A 20,595-nucleotide genomic window follows, 5' to 3' on the forward strand; every position below is an offset into this window, starting at 1 on the left:
GCATGGAGCCATGGACGCCACCCGCGGCCGCCACGCCGCGTCCGAGCCCACGGTCGCTCCGGCTGCCCCACCGGTCTTCGATGACGGCGCGCGCGAGACCGCCGCACGCGGGACCCCCGCACGCGAGCCCCTCGCACTCAAGGCCCCCGGCGCCGACGACCCCCGTGCCGCGCCTCCCGCGCAGGCGTGGGCCCGCGACCTCGTCCGCACGTACGGCAGCGGCGAGACCGAGGTCCGCGCGCTCGACGGCGTCTCGGTCGAGTTCGCCAGGGGCCGGCTCACCGCGATCATGGGCCCCTCGGGGTCGGGAAAGTCCACGCTGATGCACTGCATGGCCGGGCTCGACCAGCCTACGAGCGGCACGGTCGTCGTCGACGGGGTCGAGGTCTCCAGGCTCTCGCAGCGCCGGCTCACGCGACTGCGCCGCACCCGCATCGGGTTCGTGTTCCAGGCCTACAACCTGGTCCCCACGCTCACCGCGGCCGAGAACATCACCCTCCCCCTCGACATCGCCCGCGCTCCTGTGGACAAGGCGTGGTTCGACGAGGTGGTCGACGCCGTCGGTATGCGTTCCCGGCTGGACCACCGGCCGGCCGCGCTCTCCGGGGGCGAGCAGCAGCGTGTCGCGTGCGCGCGGGCGCTCGTGAGCCGCCCCTCCGTGGTGTTCGCCGACGAGCCGACCGGCAACCTGGACTCGCGCTCGTCGCGCGAGGTGCTGACCTTCCTACGGCGGAGCGTCGACGAGCTGGGCCAGACCGTCGTCATGGTCACGCACGACCCGCGCGCCGCGTCGTACGCGCACCGTGTGCTGATGCTCGGCGACGGCCGCCTCACCGCCGACCTCGAGGCCCCGACGCGCGAACAGATCCTCGCCGCGGTCGGCGCCGAGGACGACGACGAGGACACGCAGCGCCGTCCCTCGACCGGTCTGCACCTGGCCGTCCCCGTCCCGGGCCAGCCCACGATCTCCGCCCCTGTGCTGCCGACCCCGAGGCGAGCCCGGTGATCAGGGTCGCCCTGCGGGGCGTCCGCGAGCACCTGGTCCGCTTCAGCCTCTCGGTGCTCGCCGTCACGCTCGGCGTGGCGTTCGTCGTCGGCACCTTCGCGTTCCGCAGCATGCTCGCCTCGACGTTCGACGCCATCATCGCCACGTCCGTCAACGCCGAGGTCTACGTGCGCGGCGCGCAGGCCGTCGAGCCCGACGTCGGGTCGCAGGCCGGCGGGCCGGCCTCGAGCGGCAGCTTCGGCCCGCGGCACAGCCCGGTGCCGATCGCCCTGGCCGACACCGTCGCCGCCGTCGACGGCGTCCAGCGCGCCGTCCCGGACGTGTCGGGTCCGGTCGTGCTCGTCGGGGCGGACGGCACCGCCGTCGTGACCTCGGGCCCGCCGTCGCTCGCGTTCGGCATCGACCCCGAGTACCCGACCGCCCACCTCACGAGCGGCACCTGGCCGGGTCCCGGCCAGATCGTGCTCGAGACCGGCGCCGAGCACGCCTCCGGCCTCAAGGCCGGCGACACCACGATGGTCGTGCTCGGCGGCGCCCCCCGGAAGGTCACGGTCTCTGGCACGTTCGCCCTCACCGCCTCGACCGCGGGGGCCGTGCTCGTCGGTCTCGACGCTGCGACGGCCCGCCAGATCTTCGCGCCCGAGGGGACCGTCTCGCAGATCGCCGTCTACGCGGACAAGGGCGTCGACGAGACGACCCTCGCCCACCGCGTCGCCGCGGCCCTGCCTGCGAGCGCCGACGCCGAGGCCGTCACCGGCTCCTCGGTGCGAGCCGAGGCCCGCAAGTCGATCCAGCAGGTGCTCGGGTTCCTCCAGACGTTCCTGCTGGTGTTCGCGGCGATCGCCCTGGTGGTGGGTGCGTTCATCATCGCGAACGCGTTCGCGATGGCGGTGCGCGAGCGGCAGCGGGAGAACGCGCTGCTGCGCGCGGTCGGGGCGTCGCCGGCGCAGGTGTTCGGCGCCGTGCTCGCGCAGGCGCTCGCCGTCGGGCTGGTGGGCGCCGCGCTGGGCGTGGGCGCCGGCGTGCTGCTGGTCCGCCTCATCCGGGCGGTCCTCGCCGGCCTCGGCATGGTCTTCGCGGGCAGCATCCCTCTGACGACGGCCGAGGTCGCGGGGGCGATCGGTCTCGGCACCGTCCTGTGCCTGGTCGCTGCCGCGTTGCCCGCGCGCAAGGCCGCGCTGATCCCTCCCGTCCAGGCGATGCGCGACGACGTCGCGCCCGAGCGGGGCACGGGTGTCCGCGCGCTCGTCGGGGTGGCGCTGGTCGCGGCGGGTGGGGGTGTGCTCGTGCTCGCCTCGCGGCTGGGCTCGACCCTGACGACGCGCGTCACCGGCTGGCGCTGGCTCGACGACGCGGACCCGCGCGTGGTGCTGGGCGTCGGGGCGGGGCTCCTGCTGCTCGGGGTGCTGGTGGGTTCGCCCGCCGTCGCCCGGTGGGTGCTGCGCGGGCTCGGCGCGCCGGCGGCGTGGCTGCTCAAGCCCCTCGGCGGCCTGGCGCGCGGCAACGTCACGCGCAACCCCCGCCGCACGGCCTCGACGGCCGGTGCGCTGCTCATCGGCATGGCTCTCGTGGCCTGCACCGGTGTCATCGCAGCCTCGACCGAGGCGTCGGTCCGGACCGTCGTCCACACGGAGCTGCGCGCTCCCCTGCTGGTGGACTCGGCAACGATGCAGGTCCCCGCCGACGCCGTGGCCGCGGTGCGCGCGGTGCCCGGCGTCGGAAAGCTTGACGTGGTGCGCATCGCCAGCACGGGTGCCGCCGTCGGCGACGCCAAGGCCCGCGCGGTCGACGTCGCGGGCGTGCCCGTCGACTTCTTCGGCACGGCGCTGCGCGTCGAGCCGATCGACGGGGACCCGACGACCGCCCTCGTCGGGGGCAAGGCGGCCGTCGTCCGGCGTACGGCCCGCGCGCTGGGCGTGACCGTGGGCGACGAGCTAAGGCTGGGTCTCGGCGCGAGCACCGTGACCGTCCGGGTGGGCGCGGTCTTCGACAGCCAGATCGTGAGCTCCGGCGTGCTGCTGCCGAACGCGGTGTTCGACGACGTCGTGCCGACGTCGCAGGCGATCGTCCGGGCGATCTACGTGACTCCTGCCGAGGGAACCGGTGTCGGCGCGCTGCGCGCGGACCTGCGCGACGCCGTCAAGCCGTTCCTGATCCTCACCGTGCGCGACCGGGACGAGACGGCCTCGGCCGTGGCGGACCAGGTGAACCAGGCGATCGCGATCCTCTATGCGCTGCTGGCGCTGTCGATCGTCATCGCGCTGCTGGGGATCGTGAACACGCTCGCCCTCAGCGTGATCGAACGCACCCGGGAGATCGGGCTGCTGCGCGCCGTCGGGCTGGGGCGGCTGCAGCTCGCGGGGGTGATCGCGCTCGAGTCGGTGCTCATCGCCGTCTACGGGACGGTGCTCGGCGTGGCGACGGGGATCGCCGTGAGCGCGGCACTGCCCGGGGTGCTCTCCGACGAGGGCCTGAGCCGCCTCGCCATCCCGTGGGGGCAGGTGCTGGGCGTGCTGGGCATCGCCGTCGCCATCGGGCTCGTGGCGAGCATCGGCCCGGCGCTGCGCGCGGCGCGGCTGCCCGTGCTGGAGGCCGTGACCGTCGAGTGACATGCGTCAGGTCCAGGGTGCGACGGGGCGCGCCCTGGGCCTGACACGTCACGTGCTACTTCGACGCGGCCCGCTTACGTGGCGCGGGCTTCTTCGCCGTGGTCGTCTTGGTCGCCGTGGTCGCCGTCCGGCGCTTCGCCGGGCCCGCCGCGCGCTTCTCGGCCAGCAACTCGATCGCGCGCTCCGGCGTGATCGACTCGGGTGTCACGTCACGCGGGAGGGTCCGGTTGGTCTCGCCGTCCGTCACGTAGGCCCCGAAGCGGCCTTCCTTGACCACGATCGGCTTGCCGTTCGTCGGGTCGTCGCCGAGCTCGCGCAGCGGCGGCTGCGCCGCACCCCGCGCACCACGCCCGCGCTTCGGCTCGGCGTAGATCTTCAGCGCCTCATCGAGCGTCACCGTGAAGAGCATCGACTCGTTGCCGAGCGTCCGCGAGTCCGTCCCCTTCTTCAGGTACGGGCCGTAGCGGCCGTTCTGCGCGGTGATCTCGGCGCCGGACTCCGGGTCCGCCCCGACGACCCGCGGCAGCGAGAGCAGCTTCAGCGCGTCGTCGAGGCTGACCGTCGCTAGGTCCATGTCCTTGAACAGCGACGCCGTGCGCGGCTTGGGCAGCGCGGCGAGCGCCTTCTTCCGGGCGGTGGCGGACAGCTTGGGGTCGAGCTCCGGCTCGGGCAGCACCTCAGTCACGTACGGGCCGTAGCGGCCAGCCTTGGCGACGATCTCGTTCCCGCTGACCGGGTCCGGGCCGAGCTGGCGGCCGTCGTCGCCGCCCGCGGCCAGCAGCTCGCGCGCCTTGTCGACGGTGAGCTCGTCGGGGGCGAGGTCGTCGGGCACCGAGGCGCGCGGCGGGTTCCGCCCCTCCTCGACCGGGGCCGAGAGGTCCTCGACGTACGGCCCGTACCGGCCGACGCGCACGCGCAGGCCGTCGCCGATCTCGACCGAGTTGATGGCCACGGGGTCGATCTCGCCGAGGTTGTCGACGAGGCCCTTGAGGCCGTTCGGGCCGGAGGTGGTCTCGATCTGCTCGACCGGCGCGTCGCCGGGGCCGCCGAAGTAGAACGCCTCGAGCCACGCGACCCGCTCGCGCTCGCCGGAGGCGATCTCGTCGAGGTCCTGCTCCATCTCGGCCGTGAAGCGGTAGTCGACCAGCGAGCCGAAGTGGTCCTCGAGCAGCTTGGTCACGGCGAACGCCAGCCACGTCGGCACCAACGCCTGCCCGGCCGTCCGGACGTACCCGCGGTCCTGGATGGTCGAGATCGTCGCCGCGTAGGTGGACGGGCGGCCGATCCCGAGCTCCTCGAGCGCCTTGACCAGCGAGGCCTCGGTGAAGCGGGCGGGCGGATTGGTGGAGTGCCCGTCGGCCGTCAGGTCGCGTGCGTCGATCGCGTCGCCCTCAGCCATGCGGGGAAGGCGCGCGTCCTTGGCCGCGCCCGACGAGGTGGACGACTCCGTGGAGTCGTCCGTGTCCGTCCCCTCCTCGTACGCCGCGAGGAACCCGCGGAACGTGATCACGGTGCCGGACGCCGAGAACACGGCGTCGCGCCCCGACAGCTCCCCTGCGGCCGGTCCGAGAGCCGCAGCGAGACGCACGGAAGCCGTGGACCCCTTGGCGTCCGCCATCTGCGACGCGACCGTGCGCTTCCAGATGAGCTCGTAGAGCCGGAACTGGTCACCCGTCAGCTCACGGGCGACCTGTGCCGGCGTGCGGAACGAGTCGCCCGCGGGGCGGATGGCCTCGTGCGCCTCCTGCGCGCCCGCCGACTTCGACTGGTACAGCCGCGGCGCGCCCGGCACGTACTCGGACCCGTACAGCTCGGCGGCCTGCCGGCGGGCGGCGTCGATCGCCTCCGCGCTCAGCGACGGCGAGTCCGTACGCATGTAGGTGATGTAGCCGTTCTCGTACAGCGCCTGCGCGGTACGCATCGCGGCGCGCGCGTTCATGCGCAGCTTGCGCCCCGCCTCCTGCTGCATCGTGGAGGTGGTGAACGGTGCAGCGGGCTTGCGCGAGTAAGGCTTGGTCTCGAGCGACCGCACCGCGAAGTGCGACCCGCCGCCTAGACCGGCGACGACGGCGTGCGCCGTCGCCTCGTCCAGGTGCACGACGCCGGTGCGGACCTTGAGCCGCCCCCGGTCGTCGAAGTCGCGCCCCGACGCCACCCGCTCCGACCCGACGCCCGAGAGCCGGGCCGTGAACGCGACCCCGGCGTCGTCACCCGTCTCGGGGGCGAAGGACCCGGTCACGTCCCAGTACGACGCCGTCACGAACGCCATGCGCGCCCGCTCACGCTCGACCACGAGCCGCGTCGCGACCGACTGCACGCGCCCCGCGGACAGGCCCTGGCGCACCTTGCGCCACAGCACGGGGGACACCTCGTAGCCGTAGAGGCGGTCGAGGATGCGTCGCGTCTCCTGCGCGTCGACCAGGTGCTCGTCGAGGTCGCGTGTCGTGGCGAGCGCCCGCAGGATCGCCTCACGGGTGATCTCGTGGAACACCATGCGGCGCACGGGCACCTTGGGCTTGAGCTCCTGGATGAGGTGCCACGCGATGGCCTCGCCCTCGCGGTCCTCATCGGTGGCCAGGAAGAGCTCGTCGGCCTCCTTGAGCGCCTTCTTCAGCTCGCGGACCTTGGCCTTCTTGTCCGCGTACACCTCGTAGTACGGCTCGAACCCGTTGTCGACGTCGACGGCGAACTTGCCGAACGGGCCCTTCTTCATCTCCGCAGGCAGCTCGGACGGCTGCGGCAGGTCACGGATGTGACCGACGCTGGCCTCCACCTCGTAGTCGTCCCCGAGGTAGCCGGCGATCTTGCGAGCCTTGGTCGGCGACTCGACGATCACGAGCTTGCGTGGCATCCGTTCCTGCTCTCCGGGAGGGTTCGTTGCGGGGCCGGGTGGCGCGCCGCGGAAGTTCACGGTACGCCCTCGACGTGCGGGCACCTTACCTGCGGCCGCGGGCCACCGCCGCGCTCTGTCCCCAGCGGGGCGTCTGACGACCGGCCCGGAGGGGCTCGACAGCGGGTGAAATCAGGGCCGTTCCGGCCGGGCCGTCGCCTGCCGCACGAGAAGAAGCACGGCGAACACGACCGCCGTCACCGCGAGCACCCCCGCGACCCCGCCGGCGTAGGCCGTGATGTCTCCCTCGAAGGGCGGGTCCTGCACCCGCGTCCCCAGGTCGGTCAGCGCAATGCCGGCCATGACCCCCGCGCCCACGCCGGCCAGTGCCATGAGGCCGGCGGTGACGTACGAGCTGGGTGAGCGCATCCGGTCCCCCGGCCGCGAGGCGACGTCGAGCGAGGAGCGCGAGCCGAACGCGCAGACCGCGCCGCCCCACGCGAGCACCACCAGCAGGGCCGCGACGACGTCGGAGGGGCGGTGCCACTGACCCACCAGCGTGGAGATACCCGTGGCCGCCGTCCACAGCCCGCCGACCACCGCGACCGTCGGCCGCCAGGAACGCGGCGCCGCGATCAGCAGCGCCGCCGCGACCGAGGCCGCCACCGTCGTGTGCCCCGACGGCAGCGTGTTGGCGCCGTTCCAGCCGGGCAGCAGGTGCGGGCGGTCGTAGACGTAGTGCTTGAGGATCTGTGTGGTCGCGTTGGCACCGCCCACCAGCAGCGCGACCTGGAGCGCGAGCGCCCACCGGCGTCGGACCAGCGCGATCGCCATCGCTGCCACGATGCCCGCGACGACGAAGGCGACCGAGACGACGCCGAGCACCGGCTCCGCGAGGATCCACAGCTCGTACTGCCCGTGCTGCGCGCCGGCGAGGGCGAGCCTGTCGATGCGCTGGCCCGCCTCCGTCGCCACGAACACGTACCACGTCAGGTGCACGGCCAGCACGGCGACGACCGCGACGACCGCCGCCAGCACGCGCGGACCCGTGCGCGGCACGGGACGCGCGTCGGGCGCGTCGTACCGGGGCGGGGTTCGGGTGGCGTCGAGCATGGGGAAACCGTAACGAAGGGATGTGGGGGCCCGGTGATCGACCGGGACGGGGCGCGCGACGGCTCGGCGCGTTCCGCTCAGGTCGGGCGCAGGAACCCGTCCCGCACCAACCCGCGCACCGCGGGAAGCAGCTCCGCGCGCAGCGCCGCGGCGTCGACGTCGAACAGGGCCGCGATGGCGCCCGCGATCTGCCCGACGGTGAGCTCGCCGTCGCACGCGCCGACCAGCGCGGCGAGCGCCGTGGAGGCGTGCACGCCCCGCCCGAGCCCGTCGCCCTGCCGGACGACGACGACGTTGGGGTCGGGCAGGCCCGGGGTGAGGTAGCGCTCCTCGGTGACGTCGGGCGCGACCTCCAGCCTCGTGTCCGCCAGGGCAGGGTCCGGACGTGCGGCGAGCCAGTCGTGCGCTGCGAGCGACGCCGCCAGGTGCGGGCCGAGCGGCTGGCGCACGGACCCGATGTGCTCCTCGAGGCGGCGAAGGCGCTCGCGGTCGGTGGTGGGGCGCCGCAGCGTGACGACGCCGAACCCGATCGCCTCGACGTCGCGCGACGCGAAGTCGTCGAGCCACGCCCCGTACGCCGCCGCCCAGCCGGCGGGGTCACGATCGGGGGTGGTGCCGCCGTCGCGGATCCACGTCTCGGCGTACTCGGCGGGGTCGAGCACCTCGCGCTGGATCACCCAGCCGTCGAGCCCGGAGGCGTCGAGCCACTCGCCGACCCGCTCGGTCCACGCCTGCCCGCGCCGGTGCTCCCAGTTGCCGAGCAGCTGCGCGGTGCCGCCCGGGGCGAGCACGGACCCGACGGCCGTGACCAGGTCGCGCACGAGGTCGTCGCCCGCGCGGCCGCCGTCGCGGTACTCGAAGTCGCCGAGGGCGTCGTGCACCGCGCGCCCGGCCGCGCCGGAGCGCGGCGTGATGACGAACGGTGGGTTGGAGACCACGAGGTCGAAGCGCTCGCCCTCGACCGGCTCGAGCATCGACCCGAGGCGCAGGTCCCACTCGCCCTGGCGCCCGAGGTTAAGCCCTTCGTTGAACCGCGCGAACGCCAGCGCCCGCGCGGAGATGTCCGTGCCCACGACGGTGCCGGCGTGCCGGGACGCATGCAGCGCCTGGATGCCGCAGCCGGTGCCCAGGTCGAGCACCCGGCGTACCTGCTCGCGGATCGTGACCTGCGCGAGCGTGACCGACGCCCCGCCTGCCCCGAGCACGTGGTCGGTGGCGATGGCCCCGCCGCGGGCGAGCTCACCCAGGTCGGAGGCGAGCCACCACTGGACGTCGCCGCCGGCGTCGGTCGCCGCGTACGGTGCCAGGTCGACGGCGGCGCGGACGCCGTCGTCGTCGTCCTGGCCCGCTGCGACCACGAGGCCCGCGCGCGTGGCACCCTCCGCCCCGGTGGTGGAGAGCGCGGCGTCGAGGGCCGCGCGGGGTACCTCGCCGCCCAGCAGGAAGAGCCGGGCGAGCGTGGCCCGCGGGTCCCAGGCGCCGGGGGCGCGGCCGCCGACGGCGGACTCGACGGCACGGCGCGCTGGCACGGCCTGCTCACGGTGCAAAGCAGCGGCGGCGAGCTCGCCGAGCAGGTCGGCCACCCCGTCGACGGTGAAGGACGCGGCCTCGAGGTCTCCGCGCAGCGCGGCGAGGGCGCCGTCGTCGGCGGCAGGGGCGGGGGCGCTCATCAGCTCTTGCAACCCGCGGCGACGAAGGCCGTGACCTTCTCGCCGGCCGCCGTCGCGGCCTGGGTGTCCGCGGCCGACACGGTGTCGGCCATCGCTCCGGAGACCCCCGCGGCGTCGTCGGCGTCGACGTTCTCCAGAGCGGCGTTGACCCGCTTCAGGTAGTCGGACATGGTGGCCCAGGGCTTCGCGATCGCCTCGGGGGCCTCGACCTTGCCCATCGCCTCACCCGCGACGCGGAAACTGTTGACCAGTGCGCGCGGGTGGTCGGCGCTGAGGTTCACCAGGGCCTGGTTCGTCTCGTTCCAGGCCGCCTGCACCTCGGTGCAGCTCGTCTCGCCGGCCGCAGGCGACGCGTCCGGCGACGGCGACGGGGCGGGCGCGCCACCGCCGTCGGACTCAGGGACGACGACGTCGGGCCCGACCGTCACGGGAGCCGCCGGGAGCGGGGCGGCGGACGGCTCCGACATCGCGGCCCCGAACGGGCCACAGCCCACGAGCAGGGCGGTGCCGAGGACGGCCGCCGAGACCAGGGCCGCCGCGGCGCGTGCACGGGTAGTGCCGCGGGACGGGACGAGGCGTGCGGGCAGCATCCGTCCATCGTGACCCACCCGGGGCACCAGGTGAAATCGGACGGCGCTCAACTCACACAACCGGCCTGGAGGTACGCGGTGACGCGGGCCGAGGCGGCCGTGGTGGCGGCCGTGTCCAGGCGGGAGATCGCGGCACCGACGGCGGTCGTGATCCCCGCGTCGTCGAGGGGGTCCACGGGGTCGACGGCCTTCGCGACGGCGTCGACGTAGGTCTTGACCGTCTTCCAGTCGGCGGCGACCGCCGGTGGCGGCGTGACGTGGTCGAGCGCGGCAGAGGCGCCGAGGAATCCCGTGCGCAGCGTGACCGGCTTGTCCGCCGACATCGCCACCTGGCTCGACGCCGACTCCGTCCAGGCGACCTGCGCGGCGGCGCACTGCTCCGGCGAAGCCGGGGCGGCGGGGGGCGGCGCGGCGATCAGCCCGTGCACGGCGCCGGCACCGACCCCGGCGAGCAGCGCGACGGCAGTCACCCCGACGAGCGTGAGGCGGTGGTCGAGGATGCGGGGGACGCCGAGGCGGCCGCTGACGAGTGCGGGGAGGCGGAGCCGGGGAAGGCTGGGGCGCCTCCGAGCAGCAGCTGGGGTCTCGGTCGGGACAGGAGCGAGATCCGGCGCGGGGTCGGGGGCGACCTCTGACCAGGGCAGCGCCGCAGGGCTCGACTCGGTCCTGAGCCAGCGCGACGGCTCGGGCGTCGCCTCCGGGCCAGGCGAGGGCCAGCGCACCGCGTCAGGCTCCGGCGGTGCCTCGGGCCAGCCGGCCGCGGCCGGTTCCGGCTCCGGCTCGGGCCAGCCGGCCGGGTCAGCCTCCGGCTGTGCCTCGGGCCAGGGCACCGGCTCTGCCTCGGGCCAGCCCACCGGCTCTGCTCCGTGCCACTGCTCGGGCTCCGCCGCTGGCTGTGGCAGAGCCGGCGCCTCCGGCACCTGCGGCGTCTGCCGGCCCAGCGCACCGCCCAGCAGGTCCTGGAACGACGGCATCGGCGACGCGCCGGCGTCGGGCGCGGGCGGCGTCCAAGGCAGCTTCGGGGCCTGCGGCATCCGGACACCACGACGCGCGCGCCCGCCGGGGGCCTGCGATGTCGCGGTTCTGCTCACGCCGGGAGGGTAGCGCGGAGTCCCGGAGGGGAGAAGGGCCGCCCACGCCCACTTGACCGCGACGCCCGGCAGGCGTCATCCTCCGCGCGTGACGTCCACGACGACAGGCCTGTGGGTCGACCCCGAAAACGACCCTCGAACCACCGGCGCCGAGCCCGTGGGCGAGAAGGAGACGGTCTGGGAGTACCTGTGCCGTTACCGCATGACGCTGGTCATGAAGTGCGAGGGGCTCGGCACCGAGCAGCTCGCCCGCCGCTCGGTGCCGCCGTCGACGCTGTCGCTGCTGGGCATCGTGCGGCACCTCGCCAACGCTGAGCACCACTGGTTCCAGCGGGTGCTGGGCGGCGACCACACGTCGGCGCCGTTCGAGCTGCCGGGCGTGGCCGATCACGACTTCGACGGCGCGACGGCGAGCGACGCATGCGTGACCGAGGCCTGGGGCGAGTGGCACCAGGCCGTCGAGGCCGCGGACGACGTGTTCTGGTCCGAGGAGATGGACCGTGAGGTCCCGTTCGGTGACGGCACCGTCGAGGCGCGAGACGTCATGATCCACATGGTCGAGGAGTACGCGCGGCACATGGGCCACGTCGACCTCCTGCGGGAGTGCATCGACGGGCGCACCGGCCTGTAACGGGTTCAACCCCGGCTTCTTCGGCACGAAGGTCCGGAGCTCGGCAGCGCTTGCGGCCGAGCTCCGGACCTTCTGTCGAACGGGCGCGGGTCGCGTCGTCAGCGGCGGGTCGGGCGGAGCTCCTCCGCGTCCGCCTCGGCCAGCGCCTGCGAAGCCGCTGCCTCGGCCGCGGCCGCAGCCTCCGCCTCGGCGGCGGCCACCGACTCGCGGTCGGCACGGGCGGCCCGCAGCCGCGAGGCGATCACGGCCCCGAACGCGATGGCGGCGGCCACGCAGGCCAGGCCGATGCGCAGCCAGTGGTTGGCGTCGTCGGGCACGCTCATGGTCACCACGGCCGGGGCGATGAGCACGGCGACCAGGTTCATCACCTTGATCAGCGGGTTGATCGCCGGGCCGGCGGTGTCCTTGAACGGGTCGCCGACGGTGTCGCCGATGATGGTGGCCGCGTGCGCCTCGGAGCCCTTGCCGCCGTGTGCGCCGTCCTCGACGATCTTCTTGGCGTTGTCCCAGGCGCCGCCCGAGTTGGCCAGGAAGATGGCCATGAGCACGCCCGCGCTGATGGCGCCCGCGAGGAAGCCGGCCAGCGGACCCACGCCGAGGCCGAAGCCCACCGCGATCGGCGCGAACGCGGCGAGGAGACCCGGCGTCGCGAGCTCGCGCAGCGAGTCACGCGTGCAGATGTCCACGACCTTGCCGTACTCGGGCCGCTCGTCGAACGTCATGATGCCGGGGTGCTCGCGGAACTGGCGACGCACCTCGTAGACGATCGCGCCGGCGGCCCGGGTCACGGCGTCGATGGCGAGGCCGGAGAACAGGAACACGGTCGCGGCACCGAGGATCACGCCCACGAGCGTGACGGGCGAGATGATCTCGAAGCTGAGCATCGAGTTGACCAGCCCGGCGCCGCGGTGCCCGACGGCGCCGAGCGCGCGCTCCACGGCGTCGGCGTAGGAGCCGAACAGGGCCGTCGCGGCCAGCACAGCGGTAGCGATCGCGATGCCCTTGGTGATGGCCTTGGTGGTGTTGCCGACGGCGTCGAGGTCCGTCAGGGTCTTCGCGCCCTCCTCGTCCACGTCGCCCGACATCTCCGCGATGCCCTGCGCGTTGTCGCTCACCGGCCCGAACGTGTCCATGGCCACGATGACGCCCACGGTGGTCAGCAGGCCGCAGCCGGCGAGAGCGATGAGGAACAGCGCAAGCCAGACCGAGCCGCCGGCCACGAGGAACGCCGCACAGATCGCGGCGGCGATGATGCCCGCGGTGTAGACGGCCGACTCGAAGCCCACGCCGATGCCCGAGAGCACCACGGTCGCGGCGCCCGTGCGCGAGGTCGCGGCGACGTGCAGCGTCGGCTTCGACGTCGTGCCCGTGAAGTACCCGGTGATCCACAGGATCACGCCCGCCAGCACCACGCCGATGGCGACGGCGAGGGCGGCGTCCAGGCGCGGGTCGGACGAGATGCCGTGCAGGGTGCCGAGGTCGGCGGTGCCGTGCAGCTCGTCGAACGACGACGGCAGGTAGACGAACGCGGCGATCGCCGCAAGGACCGCGCCGACGACGGCCGAGATGTAGAAGCCGCGGTTGATGGCCTTGAGGCCGTTCTCGTCGCCACGGATGCGGGTCACGAGCACGCCGAGCAGCGCGACGAACGCGCCGATCGCGGTGACCATGAGCGGGAACACGATGCCCTTCTCGCCCATCGCGGCACGGCCCAGGATGAGCGCTGCCACGAGGGTCACGGCGTAGGACTCGAACAGGTCGGCGGCCATGCCGGCGCAGTCGCCGACGTTGTCGCCCACGTTGTCGGCGATGGTCGCGGCGTTGCGCGGGTCGTCCTCGGGGATGCCCTGCTCGACCTTGCCCACGAGGTCGGCGCCGACGTCGGCCGCCTTGGTGAAGATGCCGCCGCCGACGCGCATGAACATGGCGAGCAGCGCCGCGCCGAAGCCGAAGCCCTCCAGCACGACGGGCGCGTTCTCGCGGTACACGAGCACCACGAGCGCAGCGCCGAGCAGGCCGAGGCCCACCACGCACATGCCGACGACGCCGCCGGTGCGGAACGCGATCTGCGCGCCCTCGTTGCGGCCGCCGGGCCGTGAGGCCGCCGCGGCGACGCGCACGTTCGCACGCACCGCGAGCCACATGCCCAGGTAGCCGATGGTCGCCGAGAACGCGGCGCCGAACAGGAACGCGATCGACCGGCCGACGCGCACGCCGCCGTCGCCCGGGAGCAGGAACAGCAGGGCGAACACGACGACGGCGAACAGGGCAAGCGTGCGGAACTGCCTGTTGAGGTAGGCGGCCGCGCCCTCCTGCACCGCGAGGGCGATCTCCCGCATCGAGGGCGTGCCCTCGTCGGCGGCGAGCACCTGCCGCCGCAGCACAAAAGCGCAGGCCAAGGCGGCCAGCGCGATCACGGCGATCACCGCGACGATCGCGATGCTGCCGGTACCGAGTGTGAGCATCCGTCCTCCTTGACGACGCCTCCCCGAGGCGATGAAAGGCCCGCCGGCGCCGTTGACGGCGGGATGCGGGGAGTGTACCCACAATGTGACGGCGGTCACGAGCGCGCCCAGGATCGTCGCGGCCCGACGGCCCGGCGCCGGCGACTCGGAGGCGGTGACCCCGTCCGGGTCACCGCCTCCCTGACCTGCCCCTACTCGGACCCGATCGACTCGTCGACGCCGAGCTCCCCGAGCAGCCGGCGTCGCAGGTCGCCGAAGCCGGGCACACCTCGTCTGCGCGGGCGCGGGAACGGGACCTCGATCTCGAACCCGACCTTGCCCTGCTGCAGCACCGCCACGCGGTCGGCGAGCAGGATCGCCTCGTCGACGTCGTGCGTGACCAGCAGCACCGCGGGGCGGTGCTCGTGCACGAGGTCGGCGACCAGGGCCTGCATCTTGATGCGCGTCAGCGCGTCGAGCGCCGCGAACGGCTCGTCGAGAAGCAGCAGGCCGGGCCGGCGCACGAGGGCGCGGGCGAGCGCGACGCGCTGCGCCTCGCCGCCCGAGAGCGTGGTGGGCCAGGCTCGCTCACGGCCGGCGAGCCCCACCTCGGACAGCGCCCGCGACGCCGCCTCACGGTTGGCCGGCGTGCCGGCCTGGCCGAGCAGCACGTTCTCGCGGACGCGCTTCGCGGCGACCAGGCGCGGCTCCTGGAACACCACCGTCCGCTCGCGCGGCGCGGACACCGTTCCGCCGTCGGCCTGCTCGAGGCCGGCGAGGATGCGCAGGAACGTCGTCTTGCCGCTGCCGCTCGCGCCGAGGAGCGCGAGGAACTCGCCGGGCCTGACGTCGAGCGAGAAGCCGTCGAGCACCGTGCGGGTGCCGAAGCGCTTGACGACGCCGTCGGCGTTCACCCCGGCGGTGGGCGCCGCCTGGACCACCATGGTCATCGCCGGACTCCGATCCGTCTGAAGGGCAGCAGCACGCGCTCGGCGCCACGCACCACGAGGTCCACCGAGAGGCCCCACACCGCGTAGATCGCGACGACGACAACCAGCACGTCCGTCTGGAAGTACTGCTGCGCCGATGTCATCAGGAACCCGAGCCCCTGAGGCGCGTTGGTCAGCTCGGCCACGATGAGCGCGAGCAGTGACGTCGAGAGCGAGACGCGCAGGCCCACGAGGATCGAAGGGGTCGCCTCGGGCAGGATCACGTCCCGTACGAGCCGCGCACCCCGCAGCCCGAACACCCGCCCGGCCTCGAGGATCTTGCGGTCCACGTTGCGCACGCCGCTGTGGGTGTTGAGGTACAGCGGGAAGAGAGCGGCCGCGGCGATGATCAGGATCTTGGGCCGTTCGTCGATGCCGAACCACAGGATGAGCAGCGGCGTGATCGCCAGGAACGGGATCGTGCGCAGCATCTGCAGCGTGGGGTCGAGGAGCTGGTCGCCGATCCGGTACAGGCCCGCGATGACGCCCAGCGTCACGCCGAGCGCGCCACCGATCGCGAACCCGACGGCGACCCGCACCAGCGAGACCGACAGGTTGTCCCACAGCACGCCGGTCCGCACGAGGTCGACGAAGGCCGTCACCACGGACGAGGGTGCCGGGAAGACCTTGGGGTCGATCGACCCGGAGGCCGAGCCTGCCGCCCACGCCGCGAGGAGCAGCAGGGGGACGCTCGCCCGCACGGCGATGTCGCCGCCGCGGACCGTCACTGGAGACCCCAGGTGGCGACGTCGAACGCCCGGGGCGCGGTGCCGTTGTCGACGAGGTAGTCGAGCGTCGACTGCACGGTCTTGAGACCGTCCGGGTCGAGGCGCTCGGTGCCAAACTTCCAGGTGTTCGCCGCGAGGACCACGGCCTTGGGCGCACCCGTCGCCTGCTCGACCCACGCGGCGTAGGCGTCGTGGTCCGACTGGATCGCGTCGATGCCGGCCTGCTGCACGGCCCAGACCGCCTCGGCGATCTTCGGGTGGGCGTCGGCGGCCTCGCGCGAGGTCAGTGCGACCGACGTCGCGAGCAGCTCGGGGTCGTCCTCGCTGGCCTTGGAGATGACCGGGAAGTCGTCGGTGAGGCGCCAGATGCCGGCCGTGGTCGCGGGGAGCGGCACGGCGTCGATGTCGCCGCGCTGCAGGGCGGGCAGGGCGTCGGCGAAGAGCAGGTTCACGATCTTGACGTCCTTGAGGATGCCGGCCTTCTCCAGCACCGCTCGGCCGTACTTGTCGAAGTTCGACCCGAACTGCAGGCCGACGGTCTTGCCCTTGAGGTCGGCGACGGACTCGACTCCGCCACCCACCTTGCCGAGGAACCAGATGTCCGAGGACGGCTTGGCGATCGACAGCGCCGGCACGTCGATGCCGCTCGCCTTGGCCTGCGCGGCGGGCGTGTCGCCGATGAGGCCTACCTGGATGTCACCGGACTCGAGCGCCTGGACCACGGGCGGGCCGTTGTTGAAGGCCGCGAACCCCTCGTAGGTGAATCCGTACTTCTCGAGGATCGGCTCGGCGAGGCCCTTCTCGACGGCGTAGCCGAAGGTGCCGGTGTCTGTCGGCGTCTTTCCGGCGGTCCCGTTCCAGGGGGCGCCCACCTTCAGGGGCACGAGGGTGCCGCCCGAGGTGGGCGAGCCGGCGTCCGCCGCCGCGGACGGGCCGCCGCACGCGGCGAGCGAGGCGGCGGTGGCGACGGCGACGAGAGCGGCGGCCGTCGCGCCGAGGATCCTGCGGGTGAGGCTGCGGTTCATGGGGTTCTCCGGTTCAGAAGCTCGAGGAAGGTCTGTTCAGTGGGTGTCGACGGCGGCAGAGGAGCGGCGCCAGCTCACGCGGGCCCGGTAGAGACCGAGGAGGTCGTTCTCGGCCAGGTGGTCGCGGTCCGTCTCGGGCGAGCCCGGCGCGGCGGGGGTGCGGGACGGCGCGACGAAGATGGCGTCGGCCGGGCACCAGGCCTCGCACTGGAAGCAGGTCTGACAGTCCGAGTGCCGGGCGATCGCGGGGACGCCGTCAGGAACGGCGTCGAACACGTTGGTCGGGCAGACCCGGACGCAGATGTCGCACTTCGTGCAACGGACGGGGTCGATCACCTCGATCACGAGGCCTCCTTCTGTGCGGGGAGGGTTGCGAGGGCGCCGGTCACCGGCGCCTCGGGGTCCACGGAAACCCAGGGCTCGGCCAGGCCTCCGACGAGGAGCCGGTGCGCCTGGGCCGGATCGGTGGCCGGGTGGTCGGTCCGCGTGTGCATCCCGCGGGTCTCGGTGCGCTCGCGCGCGGCGCGCACCACCCAGCGGGCGGTCGCGAGCATGGCGGCAGCCTCCCGGGTCCGGATCGCCTCCAGCCCGGCCCAGCCGGCGGCGGGCACCAGCAGCGCGTCCTGCTCCCAGAGGGCGTCGAGCGCGGACCGCGACGCTGCGAGCTTCGCGTCGTCGCGGAACGCGGCGTGGTCGATCGGCAGCATGTGGTCCTGCACCGCGGCGACGACGTCACGCCAGGCCTCGCCGCCGCTCGCCGACGTCGTCCGGCGACCGGCCGACGAGGGCCGCAGGCCGCGCTCGCCGGACCCGCGAAGGGCGGTGAGGGCGACGTCGTCGGTCCGCGCGGCGGCGCCGGCGGCGGCGTGTCCGGCCCACGTGCCCGTGGCCACCGCCCACGCGAGGTTGGGGCCACCCGCTCCGGTCGCCGCCCCCACGAGCTTGTCGCGTGCGGTGACGTCGCCGGCGGCATAGAGCCCCGGCACGCCGGTCCAGGCGTCGCGGTCGCGCAGGTGGATGCCGCCGGTGCCGCGGACGGTGCCTTCCTGCACCCAGTCCATCGGAAAGCGCTGCGTGAACGGGTCGACGCCGAGCTTGTCGGTGACCATGAAGAAGTTCGGCATGCTCTCGCGCACGCGGGCGCGAGTCTCGGGCGGGAACTGGGTGAACTGAGCCGTGATCGTGCCGCGCAGCGAGGCTGCGAGCAGCTCGGCCCGCGACTCGTGCAGGTTGCGGTAGTGGATCGGCACGCCCTCGTGGTCCCAGTAGGACGCTCGGACGAAGAAGCCGTTCTTGTCCATCGAGGTGCCGAGCGGCACCATCCCGTAGAAGTTCGAGAACTCCATGCTGGAGAAGTGGGCGCCCACCTCGGCTGCCATGAGGTGCCCATCGCCCGTGTCGACGTCGGAGCCGAGCGAGTGGCTCTTCCACGTGACACCGCCGGTCGCGAGCACGACGGCACCCGCGAGCACGGTCCAGGGGCGGCCCAGCTGACGCTGGTATCCGCGGGCGCCGCGCACGCGGCCGTCGTCGTCGACCAGGAGCTCGAGGGCCGGGCTGTGGTCGAGGATGCGCGCGCCCCCGCGCTTGGTCCGGCCACGCAGAAACCGCAGGTAGTCGGGCGACTGCCCGGCGAACGTCCGGTCGCCGGGACGGAGCGCGAAGGTCGGCGGCCGTGGCGTGGCGCGGGCGGGGCGGTAGCCCCAGCCGTCGATGAGCTCGGTGCGGAACCAGGCCTCGTCGAGGATGGCGTCGCTCCACGTGCGGTCGGTGAGGTATCCGCCCTGCACCTCACGCGCGCCGATCTCCTCGTCCCGGCGGACGACGTCCGGCGGCACGAGCCAGTGACCCGTGCCTGCGGTGGCGGCGACGCCGCTGGTGCCGCAGTAGCCCTTGTCGGCAAGGACGGTGCGCGCGCCCGCCTCGGTGGCGCTGATCGCCGACCAGGTCGCGGCGGGTCCGCCCCCGATCACGAGCACGTCGGTGCGCAACACCAGAGCGTCGTCGGAGTCGGCGAGCACCTGCGGCTGCGGGGCTCGGGGTAGGCGTCGATCAGGCATGGCGTGAACGTAGGGCGCGCCCGGTAAACCAGAGTGAACCGCTCAAGAAGTCTCAAGATCTGGGACGGGCGTCCCAGGCACGGAAATCCCGGGGGTCGTGCTTGACTGCGGGCATGGCCACGAGCACCGTCCCCGCTGCCGCACGCGTCCACACCGAAGACCTCGGGGCGTTCGTCGTCGCATCGCCGTCGTCGTTCCATGCCGCGGCCGAGATCGCCCGCCGCGCGGAGGCTGCCGGGTTCACCCACCTGGACGAGGCGGACGCCTGGGGGATCACGCCGGGCGGCCGTTACGTCGTCGTGCGTGACGGCTCGGCGGTCGCGTTCACGCTCCCCGCCGACGCCGGGGCGACGACGCCGTTCACGATCCTCGGCACGCACACCGACTCCCCGGGCTTCAAGCTCAAGCCGCGCCCGACGACGGGCGGGCACGGGTTCTGGCAGGCCGGCGTCGAGATCTATGGCGGACCCCTGCTCAACTCGTGGCTGGACCGCGAGCTCGAGCTCGCCGGGCGCCTGGTGCTGCTCGACGGGAGCGAGCACCTGGTGCGGACCGGGCCGTTCCTGCGGCTGCCGCAGCTCGCCGTCCACCTCGACCGGTCGGTCAACGAGGGGCTCACGCTCGACAAGCAGCGGCACACGCAGCCGGTCTGGGGGCTCGGCGACGTTGCCGACGCCGACGTCCTCGCCGCACTGGCCGCGACGGCCGGCGGCGGCGCCGGGGTCGACCCGGCCGCGATCGGCGGGTACGACGTCGTCGTCGCGGACACGCAGGCGCCGCGCGTCTTCGGGGCGGGCGGGGCGCTGTGGGCGTCGGGGCGGCTGGACAACCTGTTGTCGACGCACTCGGCGCTGACGGCGCTGCTGGGCGTTGCGGTGGTTGAGCCTGTCGAAACCATGTCGATCCTCGTCGTCGCCGCCTTCGACCACGAGGAGATCGGCTCCGAGTCCCGCTCCGGGGCCGCTGGCCCGCTCCTCGAGGACGTGCTCACGCGCATCTCAGGCGCACTGGGCGCCACCGCGGAGGACCGCGCGCGGGCGTTCGCCGCGTCGTTCCACGTGTCGTCCGACGTCGGCCACGCCGTGCACCCCAACTTCCCGGAGCGCCACGACCCGGCCAACCACCCCGTCGCCGGCGGCGGACCGATCCTCAAGATCAACGCCAACCAGCGTTACGCCACCGACGCGCACGGCGCAGCGCGCTGGCAGGCCGCGTGCACGGAGGCGGGCGTGCCGAGCCAGGAGTTCGTGTCGAACAACGCGATCCCGTGCGGGTCGACCATCGGGCCGATCACGGCGACGCGGCTAGGGATCCGGACCGTCGACGTGGGGGTGCCCATCCTCTCGATGCACTCGGCGCGGGAGCTCACGGCCGTCGTCGATCCCTGGTACCTGTCGCGGGCGATGGCGCAGGTGCTCAAGGGATAGGCGTCAGCACCTCCACGCGGTTACCCGCGCCGTCGAACGCGTGGAAGCGCAGGTAGCCATCGAAGGTCTCTCGCTCGCGACGGTTCACCTCGAAGCCGAGCGCCACGAGGCGGGCCGCGACCGCGTCGAGGGCGGCGACGTCGTCGACCACGAGCGCCGGATGCGCCTTGCGCGCCGGGGTGAACGGGTCCTCGACGCCCACGTGGACCTCGGCGACGACGGCGCCTTCGCCGTCGTGCGCGCGGAACCACGCGCCGCCGCGGCCTGCCAGCGCGGGCGGTTTGGGCACCTCGGTGAGGCCGAGGCCCTCGGCGTAGAAGCGGCGGGCGGCGTCCTCGCCGCCGGGCGGGCACGCGACCTGGACGTGGTGGAGCCTCATCCG

The 20,595-nt window shown here is 73.7% G+C and carries 16 protein-coding genes; 4 read left to right on the forward strand and 12 right to left on the reverse strand.

Annotation, left to right across the window (positions count from 1 at the left end):
* Nucleotides 1-10 precede the first annotated feature (10 nt).
* Both ACO4JP_RS17300 and ACO4JP_RS17305 read left to right on the forward strand, forming a co-directional pair.
* Nucleotides 11-1,006: an ABC transporter ATP-binding protein gene (locus tag ACO4JP_RS17300; RefSeq protein ID WP_425955205.1), complete on the forward strand. Its 996-nt coding sequence runs from the start codon at nt 11-13 to the stop codon at nt 1,004-1,006.
* Nucleotides 1,003-3,615: an ABC transporter permease gene (locus ACO4JP_RS17305; protein WP_425955206.1), complete on the forward strand. Its 2,613-nt coding sequence runs from the start codon at nt 1,003-1,005 to the stop codon at nt 3,613-3,615. Before ACO4JP_RS17300 ends, ACO4JP_RS17305 begins: the two co-directional genes overlap by 4 nt.
* Nucleotides 3,616-3,670: 55 nt before the next feature.
* On the opposite strand, the gene topA is transcribed toward ACO4JP_RS17305, so the two are convergent.
* The 5 genes from topA to ACO4JP_RS17330 form a co-directional block, all read right to left on the reverse strand.
* The gene (gene topA, locus ACO4JP_RS17310) at nt 3,671-6,466 is read right to left on the reverse strand and encodes a type I DNA topoisomerase (RefSeq protein ID WP_425955207.1); all 2,796 of its coding nucleotides are present in this window, start codon (nt 6,464-6,466) and stop codon (nt 3,671-3,673) included.
* 171 nt (nt 6,467-6,637) lie between these two features.
* Nucleotides 6,638-7,558, reverse strand: coding sequence for a phosphatase PAP2 family protein (locus tag ACO4JP_RS17315; protein ID WP_425955208.1), 921 nt, complete (start codon nt 7,556-7,558; stop codon nt 6,638-6,640).
* 77 nt (nt 7,559-7,635) lie between these two features.
* Complete coding sequence (locus tag ACO4JP_RS17320; RefSeq protein ID WP_425955209.1) at nt 7,636-9,228, reverse strand: DUF7059 domain-containing protein; 1,593 nt, start codon at nt 9,226-9,228, stop codon at nt 7,636-7,638.
* Complete coding sequence (locus ACO4JP_RS17325; protein WP_425955210.1) at nt 9,228-9,818, reverse strand: hypothetical protein; 591 nt, start codon at nt 9,816-9,818, stop codon at nt 9,228-9,230. Before ACO4JP_RS17325 ends, ACO4JP_RS17320 begins: the two co-directional genes overlap by 1 nt.
* Before the next feature lie 47 nt (nt 9,819-9,865).
* The gene (locus ACO4JP_RS17330; protein WP_425955211.1) at nt 9,866-10,909 is read right to left on the reverse strand and encodes a hypothetical protein; all 1,044 of its coding nucleotides are present in this window, start codon (nt 10,907-10,909) and stop codon (nt 9,866-9,868) included.
* Nucleotides 10,910-10,997: 88 nt separating this feature from the next.
* On the opposite strand from ACO4JP_RS17330, the gene ACO4JP_RS17335 reads away from it, so the two are divergent.
* The gene (locus tag ACO4JP_RS17335) at nt 10,998-11,540 is read left to right on the forward strand and encodes a DinB family protein (RefSeq protein WP_425955212.1); all 543 of its coding nucleotides are present in this window, start codon (nt 10,998-11,000) and stop codon (nt 11,538-11,540) included.
* Nucleotides 11,541-11,638: 98 nt separating this feature from the next.
* Here ACO4JP_RS17335 and ACO4JP_RS17340 read toward each other — a convergent pair whose 3' ends face one another.
* From ACO4JP_RS17340 to ACO4JP_RS17365, 6 genes are all read right to left on the reverse strand, one after another.
* Nucleotides 11,639-14,005 (reverse strand): sodium-translocating pyrophosphatase, encoded by a 2,367-nt coding sequence (locus ACO4JP_RS17340; RefSeq protein ID WP_425955213.1) that lies wholly within the window; start codon nt 14,003-14,005, stop codon nt 11,639-11,641.
* A gap of 191 nt (nt 14,006-14,196) precedes the next feature.
* A complete protein-coding gene (locus ACO4JP_RS17345) occupies nt 14,197-14,934 on the reverse strand; it encodes an ABC transporter ATP-binding protein (RefSeq protein ID WP_425955214.1) in 738 nt (245 codons plus the stop codon).
* A complete protein-coding gene (locus ACO4JP_RS17350) occupies nt 14,931-15,701 on the reverse strand; it encodes an ABC transporter permease (protein WP_425955215.1) in 771 nt (256 codons plus the stop codon). The genes ACO4JP_RS17345 and ACO4JP_RS17350 overlap by 4 nt, the downstream gene beginning before the upstream one ends.
* On the reverse strand, nt 15,698-16,726 hold the full coding sequence (locus tag ACO4JP_RS17355) for an ABC transporter substrate-binding protein (RefSeq protein ID WP_425955216.1): 1,029 nt from the start codon (nt 16,724-16,726) through the stop codon (nt 15,698-15,700). The genes ACO4JP_RS17350 and ACO4JP_RS17355 overlap by 4 nt, the downstream gene beginning before the upstream one ends.
* A gap of 36 nt (nt 16,727-16,762) precedes the next feature.
* Entirely contained in the window at nt 16,763-17,071 is a 309-nt protein-coding gene (locus tag ACO4JP_RS17360; protein ID WP_425955217.1) for a 4Fe-4S dicluster domain-containing protein, read from the reverse strand.
* Nucleotides 17,068-18,786, reverse strand: a complete 1,719-nt coding sequence (locus tag ACO4JP_RS17365) for an FAD-binding protein (RefSeq protein WP_425955218.1) — start codon at nt 18,784-18,786, stop codon at nt 17,068-17,070. Before ACO4JP_RS17365 ends, ACO4JP_RS17360 begins: the two co-directional genes overlap by 4 nt.
* A gap of 113 nt (nt 18,787-18,899) precedes the next feature.
* Between ACO4JP_RS17365 and ACO4JP_RS17370 the strand changes: the two genes are divergently transcribed.
* A complete protein-coding gene (locus ACO4JP_RS17370) occupies nt 18,900-20,213 on the forward strand; it encodes a M18 family aminopeptidase (protein WP_425955219.1) in 1,314 nt (437 codons plus the stop codon).
* On the opposite strand, the gene ACO4JP_RS17375 is transcribed toward ACO4JP_RS17370, so the two are convergent.
* Nucleotides 20,203-20,592 (reverse strand): VOC family protein, encoded by a 390-nt coding sequence (locus ACO4JP_RS17375; RefSeq protein WP_425955220.1) that lies wholly within the window; start codon nt 20,590-20,592, stop codon nt 20,203-20,205. The two genes, ACO4JP_RS17370 and ACO4JP_RS17375, sit on opposite strands and share 11 nt — an antisense overlap.
* Nucleotides 20,593-20,595 lie beyond the last annotated feature (3 nt).

Origin of the sequence: Xylanimonas sp. McL0601 (genome assembly GCF_049852175.1) — a bacterium.
In the GTDB taxonomy this organism is placed as follows: Bacteria; Actinomycetota; Actinomycetes; order Actinomycetales; family Cellulomonadaceae; genus Xylanimonas.